The sequence below is a fragment of the Paraburkholderia sp. RL17-380-BIE-A genome, from assembly GCF_046028085.1.
Lineage (GTDB): Bacteria > Pseudomonadota > Gammaproteobacteria > Burkholderiales > Burkholderiaceae > Paraburkholderia.
This window is the reverse complement of sequence record NZ_JARESQ010000003.1, coordinates 189556-212346: the sequence shown is the minus strand read 5'-3', so window position 1 is coordinate 212346 and position 22791 is coordinate 189556. Positions and strand designations below refer to the sequence as shown.

Here is a 22791-nt window from a genome sequence, read left to right as displayed (position 1 = left end):
GTACAGAGGATCGCGGCCGGGCTTGCGCGAGCCGCGCGAAACTGGCCGCGCTGAAGCACAACTGTCACGCGGCAAGACACGCCGCCGCTACCGCTTGCCACCCTCAGCGCACATCATGCTGCGAACGCACACAGAAATCTTTTGCGAGGTTTGCATCTAGCGGCAGATTCGTTCCGTAAAGGCGTTTGAGGACTCGCTCTTCTCCCTGCATCGTTTAGTTCTTCTCAGAAGAACGGGGGCCTTTTTGCGTCCGCGATTTGCGTCGTTGCATCGCGTGGATGGCCTTTGTCCACGCGTATTCGGCACGAGACCGCGGCACTGTCAGCGAACCATTTGAGGAGCATCGCCATGTCGGAGTCCAGCAATAAATCAGCATCCCTTATTGATGCATTCGATCGACGCGTCGAGCGCCGCCTGCAACGTAGACAGTTCTTTCGCAACGCCGGAGGCTTGAGTCTGGGACTCGTCGGCGGCACGCTGATCAGCGCGTGCGGCGGCGGTTCGGGATCGAGCGTGTCGGCCCAGAGCGCGCCGACCGATGCGGAGATCCTGAACTTCGCACTGAACCTGGAGTACCTCGAATCGCAGTTCTATACGTACGCGACGACGGGCGCCGGACTCGCCGCCAGCATGACCACCGGTGTCGGCACGATGGGCACGGTGATCGCGGGGCAGCAGGTGCCGTTCCAGGATCCGGTTGTCAAAGCGTACGCCAACGAGATTGCCAACGACGAGCGCGAGCACGTCACCTTCCTGCGCAGCGCGTTGGGGTCGGCGGCGGTTGCCATGCCCTCGATCGACATCGGCGGCACCGATCCGAACGGCGCATTCTCAAACGCGGCGCGCGCTGCGGGACTCGTACCCGCGGGCACGGCGTTCAATCCGTATGCCAGCGACAACAACTTCCTGCTCGGCGCGTTCATTTTCGAAGACGTCGGCGTGACGGCTTATAAAGGCGCCTCGCCGCTCATCACCAACAAGACGTTCCTCGAGGCGGCGGCCGGCATTCTCGCGGCCGAGGCCTATCACGCCGGCCTCGTGCGTACCGTGCTGTATTCGAAAGGGATCGACATGACAAGTCTCGTCACCGCCGCCAACGCGATTTCTGCCGCACGCGACAGCCTCGACCACAACGGCCACGACGATCAGGGCATCACGGGAACAACCGCCGGCACGTCCAACATCGTGCCGCTCGACACCAACGGGCTCGCATTCAGCCGCAATTACAGCAACGTCCTCAACATCGTCTATCTGACGAGTTCGGCGGCGACCAAAGGCGGCTTCTTCCCGAATGGCGTGAACGGTTCGCTGAACATGAGCGCCTGAAACGCGTAGCCTGACGGGCCGGTTGCATCGGCAACGGGTTGCCGCGATAACGATCGCGCTCACCCGTTGGCCGGCCTTCATTTGCATTGCCTTGAACGCTTGACGACGTACAGGAGCAGTCATGAACGAAGCGATCAGTCAGGGTGCCGTGGCGCAGACCCTCACCGAGCAGGCCTGTTTCGACATTCGCGAAACGCTGGCGGGAAGACGCCGCGGTCTGCGTGCGGCGCTGCCGTTCGTCGGGCCTGCGGTGGTGGCGTCGATCGCGTACATGGACCCGGGTAACTTCGCCACCAACATTCAGGCGGGCGCGGGTTACGGCTACACGCTGTTATGGGTGGTGGCGGTGGCGAACGTCGTCGCAATGCTGTTCCAGTCGCTCTCCGCCAAACTCGGTCTCGTGACCGGGCGCAATCTCGCCGAGTTATGCCGCTCGGCGCTGCCACGCCGCTATGTGCTCGCAATGTGGGGCATCAGCGAAATCGCGGCAATGGCCACCGATCTTGCTGAGTTCGTCGGCGGCGCGATCGGCGTTTCGTTGCTTACGCATCTACCCATGATGCCGAGCATGCTGATCACCGCCGCCGTCACCTATGGCTTGCTGCAATTCGAAAAGCGCGGCTTCCGGCCGCTCGAACTGGCGATCGCGGCGCTGATCGGCGTGATTGGACTGTCGTATCTCGCCGAGTTGCTGATCGCGCCGGTGCATTGGCCGTCAGTGGTCGCGCATACGTTCACGCCGAGCATGCCCGATAGCAACGCGCTGACGATATCGGTCGGCATTATCGGCGCGACGGTCATGCCGCATGTGCTGTTTCTGCATTCGGGGCTCACGCAGAATCGCGTGAAGCCGCGCAACGAAGGCGAGCGTGCCAAGCTGCTGCGATTCTCGAATATCGAAGTGGTGGCCGCGCTCGGCGTGGCCGGGTTGATCAACATGGCGATGGTGATCATGGCGTCGAGCGCGTTTCATGCCGGGCATCCGGAGATCGCCAGCATCGAGACCGCCTGGCGCACGCTCACGCCGCTGCTGGGCGGCGCCGCTGCGGGGCTTTTTTTGGCGGCGTTGATCGCCTCGGGCGTGTCGAGTTCGGTGGTCGGAACGATGGCCGGGCAAATGATCATGCAGGGCTTCGTCGGCTTTCATATCCCCGTATGGGCGCGCCGGCTGATTACGATGGTGCCGGCCTTCGTGGTGGTGGCCTGCGGCGTCGACGCAACGCGCGCGCTGGTGCTCAGCCAGGTGGTGCTCAGCATCGCCCTGCCGGTGCCGATGATCGCGCTGGTGTGGTTCACCTCGCGCGGCGATCTGATGGGCCGCTACCGGAATCGCCGGGCGACGACCGCGGCGGCAGTGCTCGGCACGATCGTCGTGCTGGCGCTCAATCTCATTCTGCTGCTGCAGGTGGCCGGCATTTCGCCGTGGCCGCCGTTTCACGCCGGATGAGCCCGCAAGACCCTGGCAGGACTGCATCCGGTTGCGGGGTTGCTGCGTACATTGTTCGAACGAATCTTTCGGACGGACCCTACTCTCATGCCACGACGCCTGCTGACCTTGACCGCCGCGCTGGCGCTCGCTGCTCTCGGCGGCTGCAGCGCGGCAGGCGTGCTCAACGCCGCCGTATCGCACAAGAGTTTTCGGGCCGAGAACGGCCTTGTTTACGGCAACGCGCCGCGCCAGAGGCTCGACGTGTATATGCCCGCCGCCGGCGTGGTGCCGGCCGGTTCGCACGGCCGCCCGGTGGTGGTGTTTTTCTACGGCGGCAGTTGGCAGAACGGCTCGCGCAGCAGCTATCTGTTCGTCGGCGCGGCGCTGGCCTCGCGCGGCTTCATCGCCGTGGTGCCGGATTATCGGACGTGGCCCGACACGGCGTTCCCCGGCTTTGTCGACGATGCCGCCACCGCCGTGCGCTGGGCCCGCGATCACGCGGCCGAATTCGGCGGCGACCCGTCGCGGATCTTTCTGATGGGCCACTCGGCGGGCGCGCATATCGCCATGCTGCTCGCTACCGACGGCCGCTATCTCGCCGCGCAGCAAATGAGCAAGCGCGACATCAGCGGTGTGATCGGCCTTGCCGGGCCCTATGATTTTCTGCCGCTGAAGGACGCCACGCTCGAAGAAATCTTCCCGCCCGCGTTGCGCGCCGCGAGTCAGCCGATCAATTTCGTGGAAGGCGATGAACCACCCATGTTCCTCGCCGCAGGCCAGCGCGATACGACCGTCGATCCGGGCAACACCGACCGGCTCGCGTCGAAGCTGCGTGCTTCGGGCGACACGGACGTGGAAGTGAAACACTACCCGCGGGTCGGGCATGCGCTGCTGGTGGGCGCGATGGCGGGACCTTTGCGGAGCTTTGCGCCAGTGCTCGACGATACCAGTGCGTTTATCGACGCACAGGCGATGAATCAGGCGCGGCGTTCGCATGACGCTGCCGGCGGTGTGCAATCGTTGCCCGCCTCTGCCATCGCGCAGAGCAACGTTTATCAGATACGCCGGCAACGCGCGAAAGCATCCACGGCGCCGTGTGGCGGTCTGCCGGCTGCATCGACACCCGTTGGCGGCGCCGATTGCCAGAAGCAAAGCAACTTGGGCCACGACGAATAAGCGCAGCGCGTGCGGTGAGCCTCGACTTAGTGGAGCGCGAAGCTACTGCGCCGTGCCGAGCAATTGCTTGCGCAAAGTGGGCGCACGCGTCGACGGATCGAGCCAGATACTGAAGAAAGCACGCGCGAACGCGAGATCGTCGACTTCGTCGGTCATGCGCTCGCCGGCATAAAAACGCACGCCCTTGTCCGGCAGAAACACCGCGCTCAACTGGTCGCCGGGACCGACGTCCACGAAGGCCCGCAGCATGTTCGCGCGCCAGCGCTCCAACGTATCGACCGGAATCGGTGCGCCCGCCAGGCGCTTGATCTCGCTGATCCCGGTATCTGCGAGGCGCTCGCGTGTGATGCCGCGCGCGTAGACGATATGCAGCGCAAAGCGCGCGTCGTAATCGACCGGCACGCGTTCGCTCCACATTTGCGCGCGATAGAGCCGAAAGCCGAGCACGCTGAAATCGCCCTCGCCGACGAGTTTCGCGGCCTCTACGTCGGCGCGCCAGTCGGCGCACGCCGCGCTTGCCCACAACAGCAGCACGAGTGCCGCGAGCGAGCGCACGTCAGTCCGCCTTCGAGAGGACGAACTGCATGACGTCCGTGCGGCCTTCGTCGAAGCCGGCTTCGCAATACGCCAGATACAGCCGCCACGTTCGCACGAAAATCTCGTCGAAACCTTGCGTGCGGATCGTGTCGAGTTGCGCTTCGAACGCGGCGCGCCAGCGGCGCAGCGTTTCCGCATAATCGCGCCCGAATGCGAGCGACGTGCAAGTGGCGAGCTTGCCACGCCGCGCCGCCTGAGCAAAACGCTGCGGACTCGGCAGCATGCCGCCCGGGAAAATGAATTCGCGGATGAAGTCGCTCGTCGCGCGATAAGCGGCAAAGTGCGAGTCATCGATCGTGATGGTTTGCACCAGCGCGCGAGCACCCGGCCGCAGACGTTCGCGCAGAATGCGGAAGTACGCCGGCCAGAATTTTTCGCCGACCGCCTCGAACATTTCGATCGAAACGATGCCGTCGTACTGCCCGGTCAAGGTGCGGTAGTCGCGCAGTTCGAGTTGCACATGCTCGCTCAAGCCGGCTTCGCTCACGCGCTTCTGGCCGAATTCGAGTTGCGCCGGCGAGATCGTCACGCCATGCACATGAATGCCCAGGCGTGCCGCGTGCATCGCAAACCCGCCCCACCCGCAGCCGATTTCCAGAATGCGCATGCCTTCGCGCAAACCGAGCGTATCGATGATCCGCTGGTATTTCGCATGCTGCGCGTCTTCGAGCGATTGATGGAAATTGTCGTCGAACACCGCGCTCGAATAGGTGAAGGTCGGGTCGAGCCACTGCGCGTAAAACGCGTTGCCGATATCGTAGTGCGCGTGAATATTGCGCCGGCTGCCCGAGCGCGTATTTGGCCTCAGCTTGTGGCGCAGCCCGTACCAGAGTTGCGCGAGCCAGCCGCCATACACCGTGCGTTGCAGCGCTCGCTCGTTACGGATCGCGACGCGCAGCAGCGCGGCCAGGTCGGGCGTATCGAGCCAGAAAGCGCGCCATGCGTCGGCGAAACCGATATCGCCTTTGCGCAGAATCGCGCCGCACGCGCGCCAGTCATGCATCTCCAGGCGCGCGCCGGGCGCCGCATGCGGATCGCCGAACACTCGTTGTTGCCCGTCGGGGGTGATCAGGACCAGATGCCCCACCTGGATCCGTTCGAGCAAGGAGAGAAACAGACGGCCTGACGCGGGGGCGGTTTGGTGCCCGCTCAGGGTTCTTGAAAGCGCCATGACGAAATCTCCTCAATCGGATGAAACGGGGCGCGCAGCGGCGGTGGGTTGGCCGGCTGCGGCATGATCGGTGGGCGCGTCGGCGGTACGGCCCGGCGCGGGGTGCTTGCCGTAGAACGGCGCTTTTTTGAGTGCGAGGCGCATGGCCTGCCAGTGAATTTTCGCGACCACGCCAACCGTCAGCAGCGGCTGGCGCAGCAGCGCGGCGAGCGCGCTCGCGCGGGTTAGTGGCGTCAAGCGGCCGCCCAGTGCGGTGCGGATCAGCAAACCGTCCGCGTCGCGATAGTCGATCGAGACCGACGCGCTGTTGCGTGCTTCCTTGACGCGGAAGGTGTAGCCCCCTTCCACGCGGCAAAACGGCGACACGTGCAGCACTTTCCTGCACACGAGCCGCGTGTCGGCGGTGATCGGCGCGTTGCCGTCCGCGCTCAACAGATAGCTGTGGCGCTCGCCGAATGTATTGCGCACTTCGGCGAGCAGCGCGCGCAACCGGCCGTCGCGATCGTGACAAAACCAGAAGCTGACCGGATTGAACGCATAGCCGAACACGCGTGGGAAAGCTTGCAGCCAGATCCGGCCGTTCGCTTCCGCGATGCCGGCAGCCGATAGTTGCGCGCGCATCCATGTGGCGAGGTCGCTGCCGTCGCGTGGACCGTGATCACGCTGATAGAGACTGAGCGGCCGCCAACGGTCGAGGCCGAACCAGCCGCTCTCGAGCGAGTTCAGCCGATCCAGATCGCAGCGCACGTAAAACACCGGGTAGATGAAGCGATGATGCTTCGGCCGCAGACGCTCGTGCATCACCCTGCCGGTCAAAAGCCAGGCTGCTGGAGCGGCGTCGCTGTCGTGATCGCCCGGCGGTTTCATAGCTTGGCCCATGCCGGCGATGCATCGAAATCCGCGGCCACGCGCAGCGCCGATTTCAGACCGTCCTCGTGAAAACCATAGCCCGTCCACGCGCCCGCGAACCAGGTGCGGCGTTTGCCTTGCAGTGAAGGCAGACGGTGCTGCGCGTCGATGGCAGCCAGATCGAACAGCGGATGATCGTAGATGAAGCGGCGCAGTTCGGTGCCCGGCGCCGGCTGCGCCACCGGGTTGAGCGTGACGACGAGCGGCGTCCTGAACGGCAGCGGCTGTAACTGATTGACCAGATAGCTCACGCACACCGGATGCGTGCCGTCGACGCCGCGGCTGCCCAGGTAATTCCACGCCGACCACACGCGCTCACGACGCGGCAGCAGATTCGTGTCCGTGTGCAGCACCGCGACGTTCGGCTGATAGCGCACGGCGGCGAGCACGCCGCGCTCGTCGTGATCGGCGTCTTCCAGCAGGCGCAGCGTGGTCGGCGCATGCGTGGCGAGCACCAGTGCGTCGAAGCGCTCGGTGCCGCTGTCGGTGAAGACGTCCACGCCGTCGGCATCGCGCCGCACGCCGCGCACTGCCGTGCCGAGACGGACATCGTCGAGCGTGCCGGCGATGCGCCGCACATATTCCCGGCCGCCGCCGACCACGGTCTTCCACTGCGGCCGGCGGTTCACCTGCAGCAACGCGTGGTTCAGACAGAAGCGCAAGAACGTCGTGGCCGGGAACGCGAGGATATCGGCGGTGGCGCTCGACCAGATCGCGGCGGCCATCGGCAGCAGATATTGACGCTGGAACGCGCCGCCGTAACCGCCTTGCGTCAGCAATTCGCCCATCGACGCGCGCGTTTGCGTCGCCAGTTCGAGGTTGCGTTGCGCGCTGCCGTTAAAGCGCATGATGTCGCGCAACATGCCGATGAAGGTCGGCGAAAACAGGTTGCGGCGTTGCGCGAATACCGTGTTCAAACTGGTGCCAGCCCATTCGAGGCGCCCTTCGTCGAGCGAGACGGAGAAGGTCATCTCGCTCGGGTGCGAGCGCACACCCAGTTCATCGAACAGCGCGATCAGGTTCGGATAGGTGCGGTCGTTGAACACGAGAAAGCCGGTGTCGACGGGATGCGTGTGGCCTTCGAGCGAGACGTCCACTGTGTTGGTGTGGCCGCCCAGGTAGCCGGCCGATTCGAACAGCGAGACACGATGGTTGCGCGCGAGAAGATAGGCGCTGGCCAAACCCGAAATACCGGCGCCGATGACCGCGACCCGCGAGCCGCGCGGTAGTGGTGAGGTCGGTGCGGAATGGGTCATGGGCGCGTCTCCTGTTGGGGGCGCGCGGTCGGTTAGTGGAGTGTGGCGGGGCTTGCGCGTCCTTGAGGGGATTTACGCAGCGAGGGCGGAATTGGATGCAAAGGCGGGGCAAATTGCGGACAAGCGAAGTTGCCGGGCATGGCCGCTACCGAAGTTGCCGGGCATCGGCGCGGCCGGCGCCCGTGGGCGCCTGTTGCAGCGTCAGGAGACGGTCTCGTTCAAGGTTTCCATGACTTTCGACATCAAGCCGGCTCGTCTCCATTCGAGCCATTTGATGTAACAGCTCTGGGCAGGCGGATAGTGCGCAGGCAGGTGATGCCATTTGGCGCCTGTCTGCGTGATCCAGAATATCGCGTTGAGAATTCCGCGCGGATCGCGCCGTGGCCGCCCGACACCTGTTTTCGCGACATGGGGAAACAGGTGCTCGATCTTGGCCCAATCTTCGTCTGATAAAGGAATATGCGGCATCTAGAACTCGACAAGAAATGCTTTTCGCCCTGGTGACGTCACGTCATATCACTCTGTCCAGACACCAACCACCAACCACGAATGCCAGCATGAGAAGGATCGCGGCGGCCGTGCCTACCCAGATCAGCACATCGTCGAAAGTCGTATTGGCAAACGCAAGCGTACCGCGCCGCTCTGCTTTCACTTCGCCAGGTTTATCGTCCTGATCTTGAGAGACCATGTGCGACTCACATCACCGTTAGGGGAGAAAACGGGATTGGCTAATGCGCGCGCCGCTATGGCCGAATGACGGAACGCGAACGCCAGGATGGGTTATGCGTCAGGCCGTTTGCCGTTCGCAATGGACGGTTCCAGAATCTGTGCCGCTTCGAAATCGAGATCGGGAAACGTGACCTTCAAGATCCGGATAAGCTGCGCCGCGCATTGATCTGCTTCGACTGGCGCGTTGAGCTGGAGCACTTCGAGCAGCGTGACAAATGCCGGCAAGAAAGCGTCGGACACCGGCGTTTCTCTTGCCTGCTCGCGCAGATAAGCGATATACCCGAACACGTGGCGTATGAACTCGACCTGACGCGCGGCGAACTGAGCGCTGTCGATTGCTTCGGAGGCAATGGTGAGAGAAACGTCGGCTGCCGGCGCATGCGGCAGCCGCACATACGATGTGAACTCGCTCAAGCGAAAGCTCCGGTTAACCCTGAAGGCAAGCTGGACAGGTCCGCCGACACGCTGCATACATGGCGCGCGTGACCCTGTGCTATAACCCTTATTGTCACTTTTACGTGATTATTTAGTCGTTTCTATCGTAAGGCAGTATTTCATACCACCTTACCTGCGTCAAATGTATTTGACAATCCTTTCTGCCCGCATCCAATGACATTCGATTGGCACGCGCTGTACGACGACGTGAAACGGCTGGGCGAGTTCGGCAGCGATGCTCAACTGGCCGAAAGCCTCGGGCTGACGCGCGCGCAGATTTCGGCATGGCGCACGGGCAAGAGCGATCTGGGCACGCTCACGAAGCTCAAAATCCTCGATGCGCTAGGACATGACCAGTTGCGCTCGGCGGTGCTCAGCCTGTTGCCCGAACAGAACCGCGACGAACTGGCGAAGCAGCATCTCGTCCTGACTGAGCGTGTGTCGCGCGGCATGCAGGCAAGGGATCGCGCGGCCGCTCCTTCGAGCGACGTCCCGCCGCCACGCGAGGCCAACCAGTTGCTCGCGCACCTGCCCCACGTGGAGCGGGAGCGAATCATGCAGCACCTCACTCCCGTTTCCCTGCCGCTTGGGAAAGTGGTGTATGAACCTGGCGAGCGCCTGACTCAGGTCTATCTGCCCACCACGGCGATCATCTCCATGCTGCACGTCATGGAGAACGGCGAGTCGGCCGAAATTGCGGTAGTCGGCAACGACGGGCTGCTCGGCGTGGCGGTTTTCATGGGCTCAGACACCGTTTCGAATCGGGCGGTCGTCCAGAACGCGGGGGACGCGTACTGTCTCAGCGCGCAGTTCGCCAAAGAGGAGTTCGCGCGCGGCGGCTATATCCGGCGACTGTTCCTGCGTTACGCGCAAGCGCTGATTACGCAGATGGCTCAGACTGCCGTTTGCAATCGCCATCATTCGATTGCACAGCAGTTTTGCCGGTGGCTCCTGCTGAGTCTGGACCGCCTCGACAGCAGCGAATTGCAAATGACGCAGGAATTGATCGCGAACATGCTGGGTGTGCGTCGGGGGAATGTGACCGAGGTCGCGAAGCAGTTGGAAGCGGTTGGCGCGATCCGCTATAACCGCGGGCACATTGAAGTGATCGACCGCGCCGCGCTGGAACATCAGGTTTGCGAATGCTACGGCGTCGTGACGCGCGAATGCGAGCGGCTTTATTCGGCGGCGTGACTTGATGGCGGCGCGTCAGAACCGCCCATGCTTTAGCGGAGCGGATCTGAGCTGCAATTCTCTCGATGACGATGCGGGCACAGTACGCATCGGCGTTCCTCCGTTTCGACCGCTACCGCGTGGCGCCGATTGAGCGGACCATCGCGGTCCACGGCAATTCTCTAACAGGCGCGTTGGTTCAACGCCGGTTGCCTGCCTGCGTGCCGCTTTCGGCGGCGTCCCGTCCGGGGATCGTGAAGTCCATGCCACCGCGTCCGGAATTGAGGCCCACCTCGACGCCTTTCGCGGCTGACGCATTTGCATCAATCCTGGGCCAGAACAGGTGGAACCACGAGCCCTTGTCGTCGTTGATGACGGCGTACGTACTCCCGTCCGGGGCGAAGCTTTGCTGAAACACGTGTCTGCCGTTGCCATCAAATATATCCATGCCCGCCAGGTCGTCCTGCTTGTCGAATTGCACATACTTGCCCGGTGCAACGGATGGAGTCGCTTGCGGTACGTAGATGTCCTTCACCTTGCCATTGTCGTAATGAGTGAAGGTGGTCGGTGACCCGGCTTTCGGATTCGGGGGAGGAATTGCGGATCCTTGCGGGTCGGCGCCGGCCATCGTGAAGTCGTAGTGGAGCCGGTCTCCCGTCGCCGGGTCTCTGGGGTTGATCAGATGGAACTGCGTGTCGTGATCGGTGGTGGTGACGAAGTACCTGCTCCCGTCCGAACCGATGGTTTCCTGAGCATGCCGGCCGTTGCCGTCGAAGCTACTCATGCTCCGCAAGTTCCCTCGATCGTCGAAGTGCAAGTACCGGCCAGGGGGAACTGCTGGAGGGGGTTGCGGTATGAAGTCGTTCCGATTTCCAGTTGGGTCGTGTGTGACGGTCGGCAGCGGGATATTTACATTGGTCATGGAGAAGCCTCATGGCGAGTGCGTAAGAAATTGAGAGCACGGCGCTTTGTTTGCGGGATGAACCAGGGAGATATTGGAATGTCGCGGCGTGCAACGGGTGGTGGATATGTGCATGAGACATGCATCGTGGTTCGCGCGCGATGGTGACTGCCGCTGACCGGCTGGGGAAGGTGGAGTGGTGACTGGCCCGGGGAGGAGCCTGAGGTATGGCCCATAATGTACTTGCCAAACTTGACTGGAAAATCGAGGTGAAGGTCCACGAGATTCGTCTTGTCATCGAAGGGACCATGAGCCCGAATTTGGCGTGCCCCTGTGAAGTCTCTCCCCTGGCCGGCGTGAAGGCCAACCGTGAAGTCAATTGGAGAACAACACGACTCACAGCAAAAGCGAAAGGGCTGTACATCGCGATTTGACGTTCCAACCCGCATGTTCATCTTGACATCACGTGTCGCAGGTCACCGACATATTTATATACATATTCGCGTTCAATATCGTTATGAGTAAGTACGCACGCCTCGACTAGTACGATCAACCCGAAATCACCGAATGAACGGTACTAATCCTGTCACAGTCACAGTCATGTCAAGCTCGAAATCAGGTGGCAGCCACATGTGGCACGATGGCCGTCCCTCGCGATCGGGATGCCGCCGTCGGTCATCGAAGTATCACCTTCCTCGATTACGTTCGGCGACACATCGGGATGCCGTGGACACGACACATGATCGCCTTTGCGCGCGACGAAGCGGCCCTCGTACTGCATCGTCGTTGAGCCGGTTAGCACCTTGCCGCCGTGGTCGGTGTCATCGTCGACGCGGATAAGGTTCATCATATCAACCTGCTATTTCTCGAGAAGAGTCTTCAAATAATCAACCCGCTGTTTAGTGATCGCGACAAGACAGTCTTTCGTAATTAAGCCGGAACCCGCACCTTGAGATTGCGAGGCCTCGGCTGCAATATAACCATTGCACTGCTTCTCTCTGTAATTAAGCCACGCCTTTTGTGATTGCTCAAACTCATCCTTGTATTGCGTAGATGCATATATTTTTTTATAAATCTCATTCAAATCTCTTTTTGAGCTATCCAGAGCGCGATCAGCGCAAGCTAAATCAGCATAGACATTCCCGCCGTCGGCGCACGTCTTGGCAAATGAACTCAAAGGCAACAGCAAAATTATCAAGCAAATGATCTTTTTCATAACACCCTCAACAGACTAACGATTGTATGACTCTGGAAGCTCTATCGTATAAGGCTCTGGCCTAGAAGACATCAGTCCTTGCGTTGTCCCATGCACATGAACTGCATGTCCCGCTCCATACCTATACCCACTAATGTTTGCTTGATGGATGACATCTTCAACCCATGCTCTTGTTGCGTCCGAGGCTTCGTCTAAAGCATATGGATTTGCATAACTCAGGTTATTTCCAACCAGGGAAACACCGCCGTTAGCACGATCTTGTAAATGAGCGACAACCAGAGACCTTACTCTCGGAGAAACCCGACTGTCAGGCACATTCTGCACGCTTCCATAAGCACTTGGTCTCGGAGCATTAATATCCGAAAATTGCCACCTTTCGTTAATTACGCCTCTAATTGTGCTCCAATTTTCGCGCCCAGACATCCGGCGGTTTAAAATAGTGTCGACAACTGCACCGGCCTGCTTGCCCAAATTGTCGTCATCCAGGCTCAATGCAACCTCGGTTGCCGTAACTTTAATCAGATCATCCACATCCTGTTCGGATAATACAAGAAGCCTTGTTTTATCAACCGAATTAATGAAATTCCCGATCAACCCAATCGGATGAAAGTGCCACGGGGTCGGCTCCTTCGGAAACCCCTCGACACCCGTCACCTGTTCCCACCATTGCAGCTCGCCGATCCGCTCAGGCTCGCTTTTCCAGAGCCACAATAGCTCCTTCATCAGCGGCGACAGTTCATCCCACTTGCTTGGACCTCCGCCCCATTCGCTTTCGCAACGTACCACCAGATGCGAAAGCGCCTCCGCGAGCCATGGCACCTGCTGCGCGGCCTTCAATTCCTGCGCCGTTATCTTGCCGTCGCGACTCGTGTCGATCGCCTTTTCCAGCTTCGTGATGAGTTCGCCAGCGTTCACCAGCGACATGCTCGGTTTGAACTCCGATTCGTCCTCTCCCTGGATCAACTGCTGCGTAACGTACAGGTAGCGCTTGAACATGTCGATCGGCTTGATGCTGCTGCTGTCCACGAGTTCGAAGCCGGGCCAGTCCCACGGACCGCACATGCGCGTAAGTGGATGGTCTTTCTCGCATACCCATCCCTGACGCGTTGCACCGTCCTTCGTGCCAATCGTGATGTTCCACCAATGCTGACCCTTATCGTCCCTCGCGACATTCTGCGCACCAAGCTTGTCGAGGTCGATGCGTCGGAATACATCACGGAAATCTGCACCGGGTCCCTTCGCATTCGCCACCTTCAACGGAAAGTCTTTCCAGCCCTGCACGACAGCGGTCGTGACCGTGCCTGCCACACTCGCGTCAACCCATAACGGCGTCCCGAAATTTACGAACGACTGCGCCTGCTGATGGTGAGGTCCGCCCGGATGGGCTGGATGCGCCTGAGCGGGTGTTGCTTGCGGGGCGCTCTTCGGTTGGACCTTCACCCAGCATGAACCCTGAGCGGTGCCGACCGGCACCAGCTTCAGGCCGATTTGTTGCAGCGTCTGGTCACGTTCTGGCAGCTCGGTTACCAGCATCGCACCGGGTGAGATTTCCAGAAATGTCTTCATCTCCGGCAACTGCTTGACCCGCTCCTTGCTTCTTGCGATGAAAGCCTGCAAGTCCGGCCCGGCGAACGTTTCGAGGTGCAGCATCGGATGCGCGGGCTTCGGCGGCATGGCGCTCGAATCCGTGTATTCCTGATACTGACCGACATGACCGACGACCGTACCGGCCTTCACGGGGAATGGTGTCTTGAGCACCACCACCTGATCGAGCGGCTTGGGGTCCATCACAATATCAAGTTCATTGACGAACACCCAGCCGTACGGTGCATGCGGCGAAGCGTCCTGCCCGACGACTGGCCCGACGGGGGTACCGCTTTTGATCGTCGCAATTTTTTTCCAGCCTGGCTTGTCGGATCTCTCGGTCTCCGAGACGGTCAGCTCCGATCCCGCAGGCAGCAATCCGATAATCTTGCCGTTTGCCGAATCGCGCAGGCGAATACCGGTAGCAGGCGCCACAGGTAGCGTGCTCTCGGCGTCACCTAGTTGCGTCGCCGGTAGCTGGAAATTGTTCTTGATGAGTGCCCCGATTTCGTCGGTATTCGCATCAGGTGTAGGCGTCTTCGGCTTCGGTACTTCCTGCTTGTCCTTCGCCTTCTCGCCTACACGGTAGTACCGGTCACCCTCCCAGTAAGGCATGGGTTCAATGTGCGGCGCGTTTGCATCAGGCATTGAGCCTGAATCCTGCGCGGCTTCCATCGCCAGTTGATACGCGACGTGGTCCATCAGGTGCATGTACAGACTGAAAAACACGAGCGTGTCTGCGGCAGGAGGCTTAGGTGGTGCAGGGGCTGTCGGCGTGCTCGCTGCTGCCGGGGCGCTTGCCGTGCCGGGGGAAGCAGGAGCAGGGGGCGTACTCGACGCCCCCTGTGGACCTGATCCTCCTTGCGCGTTGGCCGCACCCGACTGAGCGGCATCCGGTTTCGGCTGCGGCGGCGGAAGTTGCAACTTGTGGCGAATCAGCACGAAGCCCGTCGAATACAACGAGGTGCGTTTGTCCTGATACTGGAGTTCGGGATATTTCGAATTGAGCCGGTACGCGACGACTTCCCCGTCCGCTATCGCACGGATGCCGCCGTCCTGTTTCAGTGCGTTGGCCGTTAGTCCGTCAAAGTGAATCCCGCCATGCCACAGACCGTTTGCGCCGAGCGGATAGAAACCGCCCTGTGCGTTGCCGAGCGCCTTCATGTAGGTCATCGGATCGCCCCCGTCATCCTTGTTGGAGGGGGCGAACGGAAAGCTCCATTTCAATGGAATGTAGTGCGGTGCAGCAGGTGTGGCAGGCGCGGCCGGAGTAGCTGGGGCCCGCTGGGGGCGCGCTGCATGATGCGCGCCGTGATGCGAATTGCTCATGGGGCTCGGTTCCCGTTGTTATTTCTGCGTGACGTACATTGAACGGCTTTCGGTCAACCCGAAAATCTCAGGCCGCGGCCGCCCTTCGTCGCAACAGGGGTCGCCTGCAACGGGTCGAGGTTCGTCGCACTCGCACCACCCGGTTTGTCCCACGATGCACACCGTTCCAGAATGTGTCCGGTCGTGACGTTCTCGATGCCTTCGGCCTTGATGCTGATGTACGACCCACCCGCACCCATCCACACTTCCTGTTTCGCCGTCAGGATCAAACGCCCCGTTGCGCTCTCGACTTTCACATCCAGTTGCGCAAGCAGGTTCATCGCGTCGCTGAGCGCCTGAATATCAACCTTTCCTTTCGCCGCGATCAGCTTGATGCCAAGGTTCTGCGCAAACAGGCTGATGCCGTCCATCACACTTGCAAGCAACGACTTACCTGCGGCAAAGATGATGTTCTTCCTCGCGACGGTGTTGACGTGCTGGTCGGCCGTCAGGTGGAGCGACTGCTGCGTGCTCGCTCCAATGCCTTCAGGACTGGACAGCACCATGACAGGCTTCGAGAACCCGTTCGCGTTGCCCGTGCCGCCGCCCGCCGTACGACCACCCTTGCCGACCGATGCCGCTACGCTGTGCTGGGTCGCGTCGGTGAAGGTTTTGAGTGCGTCGTGGCCGTCCTGCAGGCTCTCGCCCCGGTTCGTTTCGCTGGACTTGGAGACGGTTTCGAGGACGGCCTCCGCGCCCGCCAGTTGGCCGGTGGTCGCCGCCACGTTCAGCGGCTGCGTTGCGACAGGCTGCGTGGAAATGACCATGCCCTGTTCTGCGCGCAATGCGCCATACGCTCCCGATCTCAGATCGAAACCGGTCCCGATGAACGGGCCACGCGTGTTATCCGTATGCTGGATCAGATACCCCATATGAAGGCCGGTGCTGTAACTCGTTGAGTACAGACTCAGGCGGTTCTGCCCGCTGGCGTCGTCCATCAGGAATTCGTTAAAGCCATCGCCGCCATACTCTTTCGAGCGATGCCCGGAAAACAGGCCGTGCGAGTGGAACACCGGTTTCGTCGCACCCCCATGCAGCCTCGATATGATTACGGGGCGGTCGCAATCGCCATTCACGAAGCCGACGAGCACTTCATCACCCTTACGCAGAGCGAAATGGCCGCCGCGCTGCTGGCCCGCATCCGGCATCGCAGCGCGTATCCACGCCGACGCACGTTCGTTGCGACCCTTGCGACTCCACGAGAACCAGACCTTCGAGCGGTTCAGTGAGTCGATAAAAATTTCTTCGTTGTCCGGCGTGCCGACGATGCCCGTCTGCAGATGCATCTCGGGCTTTTGATGTGTGAGTGGGCTGCGGAACGGTACGCGCCGTCGCTGTGCTTCGATCTCTACCTGAAAGAATCCCGCACTGCCGTCCGTGTGGCGAACGGTCGATCCCGCGCCCGCTGCGCGCGCCTGCTCGATTTCGGCGCGCAGGCTCCGCGGGAACTGCGCGAGGGCCTCGATACCTGGCACGTTGTTCTGGATCAGCCAGTCGACGGCGATGATCGCCATTTCACGTTCGTTTGCTGGTTCGCTGTCGTGGACGGGGTGGCCGTCGAGCCTGTACCAGTAGCCGGGCAGCGCGCATCGCAGGCTGCCGACGCCGAAGTACCGTTTGGAGCGGCTTGCCATTTCCTCCGCGCGAACGCGTGCCTGCGTCTCACCCATCTCGCTGTCCGACCACGAGTACCCGCCGGTATAGATGTACTTCTCACCCTGCGCGGGCAGTTCGTCCTGATTGAACGCGGGGGAGCTAACCTCCTTCGGCAGGTCAGGTCGCATGTAGTCGAACGTGTTCGTCGTAATCGCTTCGCTTTGCGTATCCTGCTGCTCACTCCACTGTGTCAGGCCATCGAATTCCTCGCTCGTACCCGAACGGCTGAATTTCACCACCTGTTCCGGCAACGGCGGAACAAAGTACAGATCGTCCATGATGACGACGGTGTGCGATTTGCCATCCTTCGCGAATTCGAAGCGCGGAAAGATACCGACCTCTTCCATGCTACGGTAGACAAAGTTCCAGTCGTCTTCCCATTGGACCCGTTGCGAATACGAGCGGATCGGCGAGCGCAGATCGAAGCGATACTGGCCCTGCGCCTGCGGGGTCTTGGCGAACACATCGGCGAGAATCTGCCTGCCGTCAGCTTCCTGCCAGTCGCGGCAGTCACTGCTGAGCTTGAGAAAGCTCAGCCATGATGAAAACTGAATCTGGTAATACGTCATTGGCCCATCGCTTCCCAGACGACGGGCATGCTGCACGTAACCGTGGATCGACATATAGCTGCCGTCGTTCTGCTGAATCCACAGTGTGACCGCCTTCAGCACGAGCGCGCCAAGCTTGATCTTTTCGCCATACGCCGACACGGCATCGACAGTGAATTCGAAATTGCCCCCAAGGCGGGCCGAACCTTTCACGTACATCGGTACGAGCCAGTCCTCGCCGAGCGGCGTGTCGAGCCTGTTCAGCCGACCCACCTGCGTATATCCAGCGCGCAGCGCACCCTGCAGCATTTCGTAAGCCATGCCGAACCCCGTGTATGGAAAACGCATACGGCCGCCACTCAATGCGGGGCAGCCCGTTTACTTCGTAAATAACGGCACCCGAAGACGAAAGCTTCGGGGATTAGGTCCGTTAAATCCAATCATGCAGGAAAAGGCGAATCCTGAACTTGCATATTCTCAGATTCAATTACCCATGCCGCATAAAGTGACAATCAGGCAGTGACATTGCCACATTGGGCGTACGCCGGATTTTATCGAAACCCGGTAACCCGCGCCATATTGGCGCGAGGTTAAACCTTGTCAAATGGGAAAGCACGGTTGACTCCATGAGGGCGAAATGACCCGGTTGCCTTTTGATGAAAAATCACAAAAACGTATCTGCACGTTTCCTTGAAACCTTGATAATTCAGCAATGGCAAAACAGGCTTTTTTGCCCATTACGGCCGACGTCAGCAGGCGGATGGTTGCCGACCCGAGCAACAATGCGGTACCCGATGACGATAAACGGGAAATATCGCTATAAGTGCGGCGGCGCCGAAACGGGCGCAAGCATCCGCGAAACTGCGGAAAAGTTTGGCGTCGGGACCGCGACAGTAAAGCGAGCATGCGCTGATCATGACGACCCACGTTAGCCAGACTCTCACACAGCGGGGCGTTTGCGCTCCCCGGCCTCAACTATAAATCGCGCCCGCTCCAAAAGTTCGTCAAAGGTGATGATTTCGGGGGCAGTCACGTTTCTGCGGAAAAGCTCAAATGACGAATACTTCTCTTCGTTGATCCCGTGCTGCGTCCGAAATTCCGCAAGCGAACCAATGACTAGGAACGAGCGAGGCTGATAGAGAAATAACCTTTCCCCCGTCGGAGCGCCATCTTCGCCTTTTACGTCAAGCCGCGATTGAATGTTGGCGAGAGAGACCTGCACTGAGCGCTGTACTTGTGCGATTGCTCCCGCGAGCTCATCGGAGATTTGCCAACACTCTTTGCGATAGGGGCTGGCAACAGGCTTGAGGAGCGGCGTCGCGTGGGTTTTGATCTCGCCAAACGATACGGCACTGATCAGACCATGAGTTTTTAAAAGCGCTGAATGTAACCGGCGCGCATTGCAAAAGCCCAACCAGTCAATCACCTCATCCATTGCTGCTCGCCGGGTGGCGAAGTTTCGTCCGTGCATGCGTGCTACCTTCAGCGAAACCGATAGACTTTCCGTCGGCGGATTATCCCAACTATTTCCACGTCGGCTCATCGACGAACGCATGCCGCAGGTCTTCAACGTGTCCTGAAGCAGGCCGGTGCAATACTGGCTACCATGGGTCGCTATGCACGATTACGCCGGCTTGTGGACCGTGTCGGAACCATGACTCAAGCCTAGTCTGCGCATTAGACGAGTTACCACTTGCAACTACCCGGCGCCATCGCACCGGTATTAAGCAGGAATCCAATCTTTTGATTTTTCTTCTTGCTGGTGTAGACCATGGAGGACACGTCCGTTCCTTGAGTGATCATTTCGTACTCGCCGGACACTTGTCCGCTGAATACCTCGATCCACGTCGTGGTTTCCTGATCTGGCGCATTCTTTTCGAGCGTGTCGCTTGCAGAATTGGCGAGCACAAGCGGGATCGGCTGCTTCGCGTTCTGGTATCTGACGAATCCGGCCGAGAATTTGCTGGACGAATCGTAATACGTGCGCATCTCGAAGTTGACTGACTTGGCACCGCCAGAACTGAAGCAAAACGTTTCACTCGTCACTTCCGCATGGACGGCCAAAGGCAGAGCGAGAAGCGCAACGGCAAAAAGGGATTTCATAAGCATCCGAAAAATGATGGTCAATCGCGTCACGCTTGACCCACGCAGGAACGGGAATCATGCACGAAGCGGTTAACGTGCAGCAAACGCCCCCTAGATGCAGGAAACTATTTTGATAGTCGATTCGTGAGCCGCAAAGCAAAAACCCCGCAGAATTTTCATTCTGCGGGGTTTTTAAATTTGGCGGAAAGGGTGAGATTCGAACTCACGGTACCCCTAAAGGTACACTGGATTTCGAGTCCAGCGCATTCGACCACTCTGCCACCTTTCCGGGTCTTCCAACTTGCAGTAGCCACGTTGCCGAGGTCGCTGCTTCGTCAGATCCAAGCGGGTCGTTGCTTGGGAGAGAAAGATTATAGAACAGCTGAATTGCTTTTCCAAGCCCCTCGTCAAAAATTTTTCAATGGGACTTGGCGGCCAGCCACGCTCGAATCAGGCAGCCGGCAATTCCAACCGTTCCACACCGCCGAGGTACGGCCGCAATGCCGCCGGCACGGTGACCGAACCATCGGCATTCTGGAAGTTTTCCAGCACCGCCACGAGCGTACGGCCCACGGCCAGACCCGAACCGTTCAGCGTATGCACCAGTTCCGGCTTGCCCTGCGCATTGCGATAACGCGCCTGCATGCGGCGAGCCTGGAACGACTCCGTGTTCGAGCAGCTCGAAATTTCGCGATACGTGTTCTGCGCCGGCACCCACACTTCCAGGTCGTATGTCTTGGCGGCCGAAAAGCCCATGTCGCCCGTGCACAACGTGATGACGCGGTACGGCAGTTCCAGCTTCTGCAAAATCGTCTCAGCGTGGCCGACCATCTGTTCCAGCGCGTCGTACGACGCTTCCGGCGCGACGATCTGCACCATCTCGACCTTGTCGAACTGATGCTGGCGGATCAGACCACGCGTGTCGCGGCCGTACGAGCCCGCTTCCGAGCGGAAGCACGGCGAATGCGCGGTCAGCTTGATCGGCAGAGCGTCCGCTTCGAGAATGCTGTCGCGCACCGTGTTCGTCAGCGAAATTTCCGACGTGGAAATCAGATATTGCGTGACCGTGTTCTCCTCACCGCCCTTCTCGACGCGAAACATATCGTCGGCGAATTTGGGCAGTTGGCCGGTGCCGTACAGAATTTCCGGATTCACGATATACGGCGTGTAGACCTCCGTATAGCCGTGATGCTGCGTGTGCGTGTCGATCATGAACTGCGCCAACGCACGATGCAGCCGCGCAATCTGGCCGCGCAGCAGGGTGAAGCGCGCGCCCGAGAGCTTCGCGCCGGTCTCGAAGTCGAGCCCGAGCGGCGTGCCGACATCGACGTGATCCTTCACCTCGAATTCGAACTGGCGCAGCGTGCCCCAGCGGCGCACTTCCACGTTTTCGGTTTCGTCCTTGCCCATCGGCACGCTTTCGTGCGGCAGGTTCGGCACGCCGAGCAGCAGGTCCGACAGACGCTTCTGGATATCGTCGAGCCTGGCCGCCGACGCCTTCATCTCGTCGCCGATGCCGCCCACTTCGGCCATCAGCGCCGAGGTGTCCTCGCCCTTGCCTTTCATCGCGCCGATCTGCTTGGAGAGGCTGTTGCGGCGCGCCTGCATTTCTTCGGTACGGGTTTGGGTGTCGCGGCGTTCCGCTTCGAGCGCGGTGAAGGCCGCCACGTCGAGGGTATAGCCGCGGTCGGCGAGGCGCTTGGCGACGCCGTCGAGGTCTTTGCGCAGCAGCTGAATGTCGAGCATGGGATGGGGCGGGTGTTCGTTGTATGAAGGTGGGATTTTAGCGCACCGGCGCGCGCGGCCGGTGCGTTAGATGGTCAGCGTGTGAATGCCGCCGCCAACCCTCAACCTTTCTTCGGCTTGTTTTCGCTGCGCCACTGCGCGTCGAGTTCGGCCAGACGTGCCATCTTGTCGCCGATCTTGCCCTCCAGACCGCGCGGCGTCGGCTCGTACCAATGCGGATCGCGCATGTTCTCCGGCAGATAGGTCTCGCCGGCCGCGTACGCATCGGGTTCATCATGCGCGTAGCGGTACTCGTGACCGTAGCCGAGTTCCTTCATCAGCTTGGTCGGCGCGTTGCGCAGATGCACCGGCACGCCGCGCGACTGATCCTTGCCGACGAAGCGGCGCGCCTCGTTATAGGCGTTGTACCCGGCATTCGACTTCGGCGCGACCGCCAGATAGATGATGGCCTGCGCCAGGGCCAGTTCGCCTTCGGGCGTGCCGAGGCGTTCGTAGGTCTCGGCGGCGTCGAGCGCGATGCGCGCGGCGCGTGGATCGGCGAGACCGATATCCTCCCACGCCATGCGCACGATGCGGCGCGCCAGATAACGCGGGTCCGCGCCGCCGTCGAGCATGCGGCAGAACCAGTACAGCGCGCCGTCCGGACTGCTGCCGCGCACGGATTTATGCAGCGCGCTGATCTGGTCGTAGAATGCGTCGCCGCCTTTGTCGAAGCGGCGCAGATTTTCGGCGAGCGCGCTGCCGAGCAAGGCGCCGTCGATCTCGGTGGTTTTCTGCTGCGAAGCCGCCCGGGCGACGATTTCGAGGTTGTTCAGCAGCTTGCGGCCATCGCCATCGGCAGAACCGATCAGCGCGTCGCGGGCTTCGTCGGTGAAGGTGAGGCCGCCGAGTTCCTTTTGCGCGCGCTCGAGCAATTCGCGCTGCTCTTCGTCTGTCAGGCTTTTCAACACGTAAACGGCAGCACGCGAGAGCAATGCGCTATTCACTTCGAACGACGGATTCTCGGTCGTCGCGCCGACGAACACGAACAGCCCCGATTCGACGTGCGGCAAGAAAGCGTCTTGCTGGCTCTTGTTGAAGCGATGCACTTCGTCGACGAACACGAGCGTCTGATGCCCGTTCGCGCGATGAATCTGCGCGGTCTCGACCGCCTCGCGGATATCCTTCACGCCCGAGAGCACCGCGGACAGCGCGATGAACTCAGCGTGAAAGGCATCGGCCATGAGCCGGGCGAGCGTGGTTTTACCGACGCCGGGCGGGCCCCAGAGGATCATCGAATGGGCTTCGCCTGATTCGAATGCGACGCGCAGCGGCTTGTTCGGGCCGAGCAGGTGCTTCTGGCCGATCACTTCGTCGATATTGCGGGGCCGCAGGCGTTCGGCGAGCGGAACATTGGCACGGGTTTCTTCAAACATGACGTTTTGGGGATAATCTCGGCTTTTCCGGACGCGGTCCGTGTGAAGGCGGCGTACTGCCGGTGAGCCAC

At 60.6% G+C, this 22791-nt stretch carries 20 protein-coding genes, 1 tRNA gene and 2 pseudogenes; 6 read left to right on the top strand and 17 right to left on the bottom strand.

From position 1 onward, the window contains the following. The first annotated feature begins 348 nt into the window (after positions 1-348). The 3 genes from P0D68_RS06135 (at position 349) to P0D68_RS06125 (ending at position 3931) form a co-directional block, all read left to right on the top strand. A complete protein-coding gene (locus P0D68_RS06135) occupies positions 349-1326 on the top strand; it encodes a ferritin-like domain-containing protein (protein ID WP_091796313.1) in 978 nt (325 codons plus the stop codon). Positions 1327-1447: 121 nt separating this feature from the next. Next, positions 1448-2773: an Nramp family divalent metal transporter gene (locus P0D68_RS06130; RefSeq protein WP_408297470.1), complete on the top strand. Its 1326-nt coding sequence runs from the start codon at positions 1448-1450 to the stop codon at positions 2771-2773. Positions 2774-2860: 87 nt separating this feature from the next. Beyond that, positions 2861-3931: an alpha/beta hydrolase gene (locus P0D68_RS06125; protein ID WP_408297472.1), complete on the top strand. Its 1071-nt coding sequence runs from the start codon at positions 2861-2863 to the stop codon at positions 3929-3931. 42 nt (positions 3932-3973) lie between these two features. Here P0D68_RS06125 and P0D68_RS06120 read toward each other — a convergent pair whose 3' ends face one another. The 7 genes from P0D68_RS06120 to P0D68_RS06090 form a co-directional block, all read right to left on the bottom strand. Continuing rightward, on the bottom strand, positions 3974-4486 hold the full coding sequence (locus P0D68_RS06120; protein ID WP_408297474.1) for a chalcone isomerase family protein: 513 nt from the start codon (positions 4484-4486) through the stop codon (positions 3974-3976). A gap of 1 nt (position 4487) precedes the next feature. Beyond that, complete coding sequence (locus P0D68_RS06115) at positions 4488-5699, bottom strand: class I SAM-dependent methyltransferase (protein ID WP_408297476.1); 1212 nt, start codon at positions 5697-5699, stop codon at positions 4488-4490. A gap of 12 nt (positions 5700-5711) precedes the next feature. Continuing rightward, complete coding sequence (locus tag P0D68_RS06110) at positions 5712-6578, bottom strand: DUF1365 domain-containing protein (protein WP_408297478.1); 867 nt, start codon at positions 6576-6578, stop codon at positions 5712-5714. Continuing rightward, positions 6563-7864, bottom strand: coding sequence for an NAD(P)/FAD-dependent oxidoreductase (locus tag P0D68_RS06105; protein ID WP_408297480.1), 1302 nt, complete (start codon positions 7862-7864; stop codon positions 6563-6565). The genes P0D68_RS06110 and P0D68_RS06105 overlap by 16 nt, the downstream gene beginning before the upstream one ends. 201 nt (positions 7865-8065) lie before the next feature. Beyond that, entirely contained in the window at positions 8066-8332 is a 267-nt protein-coding gene (locus P0D68_RS06100; protein ID WP_091796329.1) for a transposase, read from the bottom strand. A 43-nt stretch (positions 8333-8375) separates the two neighbouring features. Then, a complete protein-coding gene (locus P0D68_RS06095) occupies positions 8376-8552 on the bottom strand; it encodes a hypothetical protein (RefSeq protein WP_408297482.1) in 177 nt (58 codons plus the stop codon). A 92-nt stretch (positions 8553-8644) separates the two neighbouring features. After that, a complete protein-coding gene (locus P0D68_RS06090; RefSeq protein WP_177205006.1) occupies positions 8645-9007 on the bottom strand; it encodes a hypothetical protein in 363 nt (120 codons plus the stop codon). A 195-nt stretch (positions 9008-9202) separates the two neighbouring features. Between P0D68_RS06090 and P0D68_RS06085 the strand changes: the two genes are divergently transcribed. Continuing rightward, a complete protein-coding gene (locus P0D68_RS06085) occupies positions 9203-10222 on the top strand; it encodes a helix-turn-helix domain-containing protein (RefSeq protein WP_408297484.1) in 1020 nt (339 codons plus the stop codon). Between the two features lie 178 nt (positions 10223-10400). Here the strand turns inward: P0D68_RS06085 and P0D68_RS06080 are convergent, their stop codons facing one another. Beyond that, on the bottom strand, positions 10401-10985 hold the full coding sequence (locus P0D68_RS06080; RefSeq protein WP_408297486.1) for a hypothetical protein: 585 nt from the start codon (positions 10983-10985) through the stop codon (positions 10401-10403). Positions 10986-11329: 344 nt separating this feature from the next. Here P0D68_RS06080 and P0D68_RS06075 point away from each other — a divergent pair, with 344 nt between their 5' ends. After that, positions 11330-11536 (top strand): hypothetical protein, encoded by a 207-nt coding sequence (locus P0D68_RS06075; RefSeq protein WP_408297488.1) that lies wholly within the window; start codon positions 11330-11332, stop codon positions 11534-11536. A gap of 164 nt (positions 11537-11700) precedes the next feature. On the opposite strand, the gene P0D68_RS06070 is transcribed toward P0D68_RS06075, so the two are convergent. From P0D68_RS06070 to P0D68_RS06055, 4 genes are read right to left on the bottom strand one after another with little or no spacing between them, the layout of a single operon-like run. Further along, on the bottom strand, positions 11701-11952 hold the full coding sequence (locus P0D68_RS06070) for a PAAR domain-containing protein (protein WP_091796337.1): 252 nt from the start codon (positions 11950-11952) through the stop codon (positions 11701-11703). A 9-nt stretch (positions 11953-11961) separates the two neighbouring features. After that, positions 11962-12318, bottom strand: coding sequence for a lysozyme inhibitor LprI family protein (locus P0D68_RS06065; protein ID WP_408299342.1), 357 nt, complete (start codon positions 12316-12318; stop codon positions 11962-11964). 15 nt (positions 12319-12333) lie between these two features. Beyond that, on the bottom strand, positions 12334-15231 hold the full coding sequence (locus tag P0D68_RS06060) for a lytic transglycosylase domain-containing protein (RefSeq protein ID WP_408299340.1): 2898 nt from the start codon (positions 15229-15231) through the stop codon (positions 12334-12336). Between the two features lie 53 nt (positions 15232-15284). Then, entirely contained in the window at positions 15285-17795 is a 2511-nt protein-coding gene (locus P0D68_RS06055; protein WP_408299338.1) for a type VI secretion system Vgr family protein, read from the bottom strand. 506 nt (positions 17796-18301) lie between these two features. Here P0D68_RS06055 and P0D68_RS06050 point away from each other — a divergent pair. Further along, positions 18302-18406 (top strand): annotated as a pseudogene (locus tag P0D68_RS06050) (recombinase family protein); the annotation flags it as partial. 8 nt (positions 18407-18414) lie between these two features. Here the strand turns inward: P0D68_RS06050 and P0D68_RS06045 are convergent. The 5 genes and pseudogenes from P0D68_RS06045 to P0D68_RS06025 all read right to left on the bottom strand — a co-directional run. Beyond that, a pseudogene (locus P0D68_RS06045) lies at positions 18415-19132 on the bottom strand (Shedu immune nuclease family protein); the annotation flags it as partial. 28 nt (positions 19133-19160) lie between these two features. Then, positions 19161-19577, bottom strand: coding sequence for a hypothetical protein (locus P0D68_RS06040; RefSeq protein WP_408299336.1), 417 nt, complete (start codon positions 19575-19577; stop codon positions 19161-19163). A gap of 181 nt (positions 19578-19758) precedes the next feature. Further along, positions 19759-19848: transfer RNA gene (locus P0D68_RS06035), tRNA-Ser, on the bottom strand. 161 nt (positions 19849-20009) lie between these two features. Next, a complete protein-coding gene (serS, locus tag P0D68_RS06030; protein WP_408299334.1) occupies positions 20010-21305 on the bottom strand; it encodes a serine--tRNA ligase in 1296 nt (431 codons plus the stop codon). Positions 21306-21406: 101 nt separating this feature from the next. Continuing rightward, positions 21407-22720 carry a replication-associated recombination protein A gene (locus P0D68_RS06025; RefSeq protein WP_091796345.1) on the bottom strand — a complete coding sequence of 438 codons (1314 nt, stop codon included), beginning with the start codon at positions 22718-22720 and terminating at the stop codon, positions 21407-21409. Positions 22721-22791: the final 71 nt, after the last annotated feature.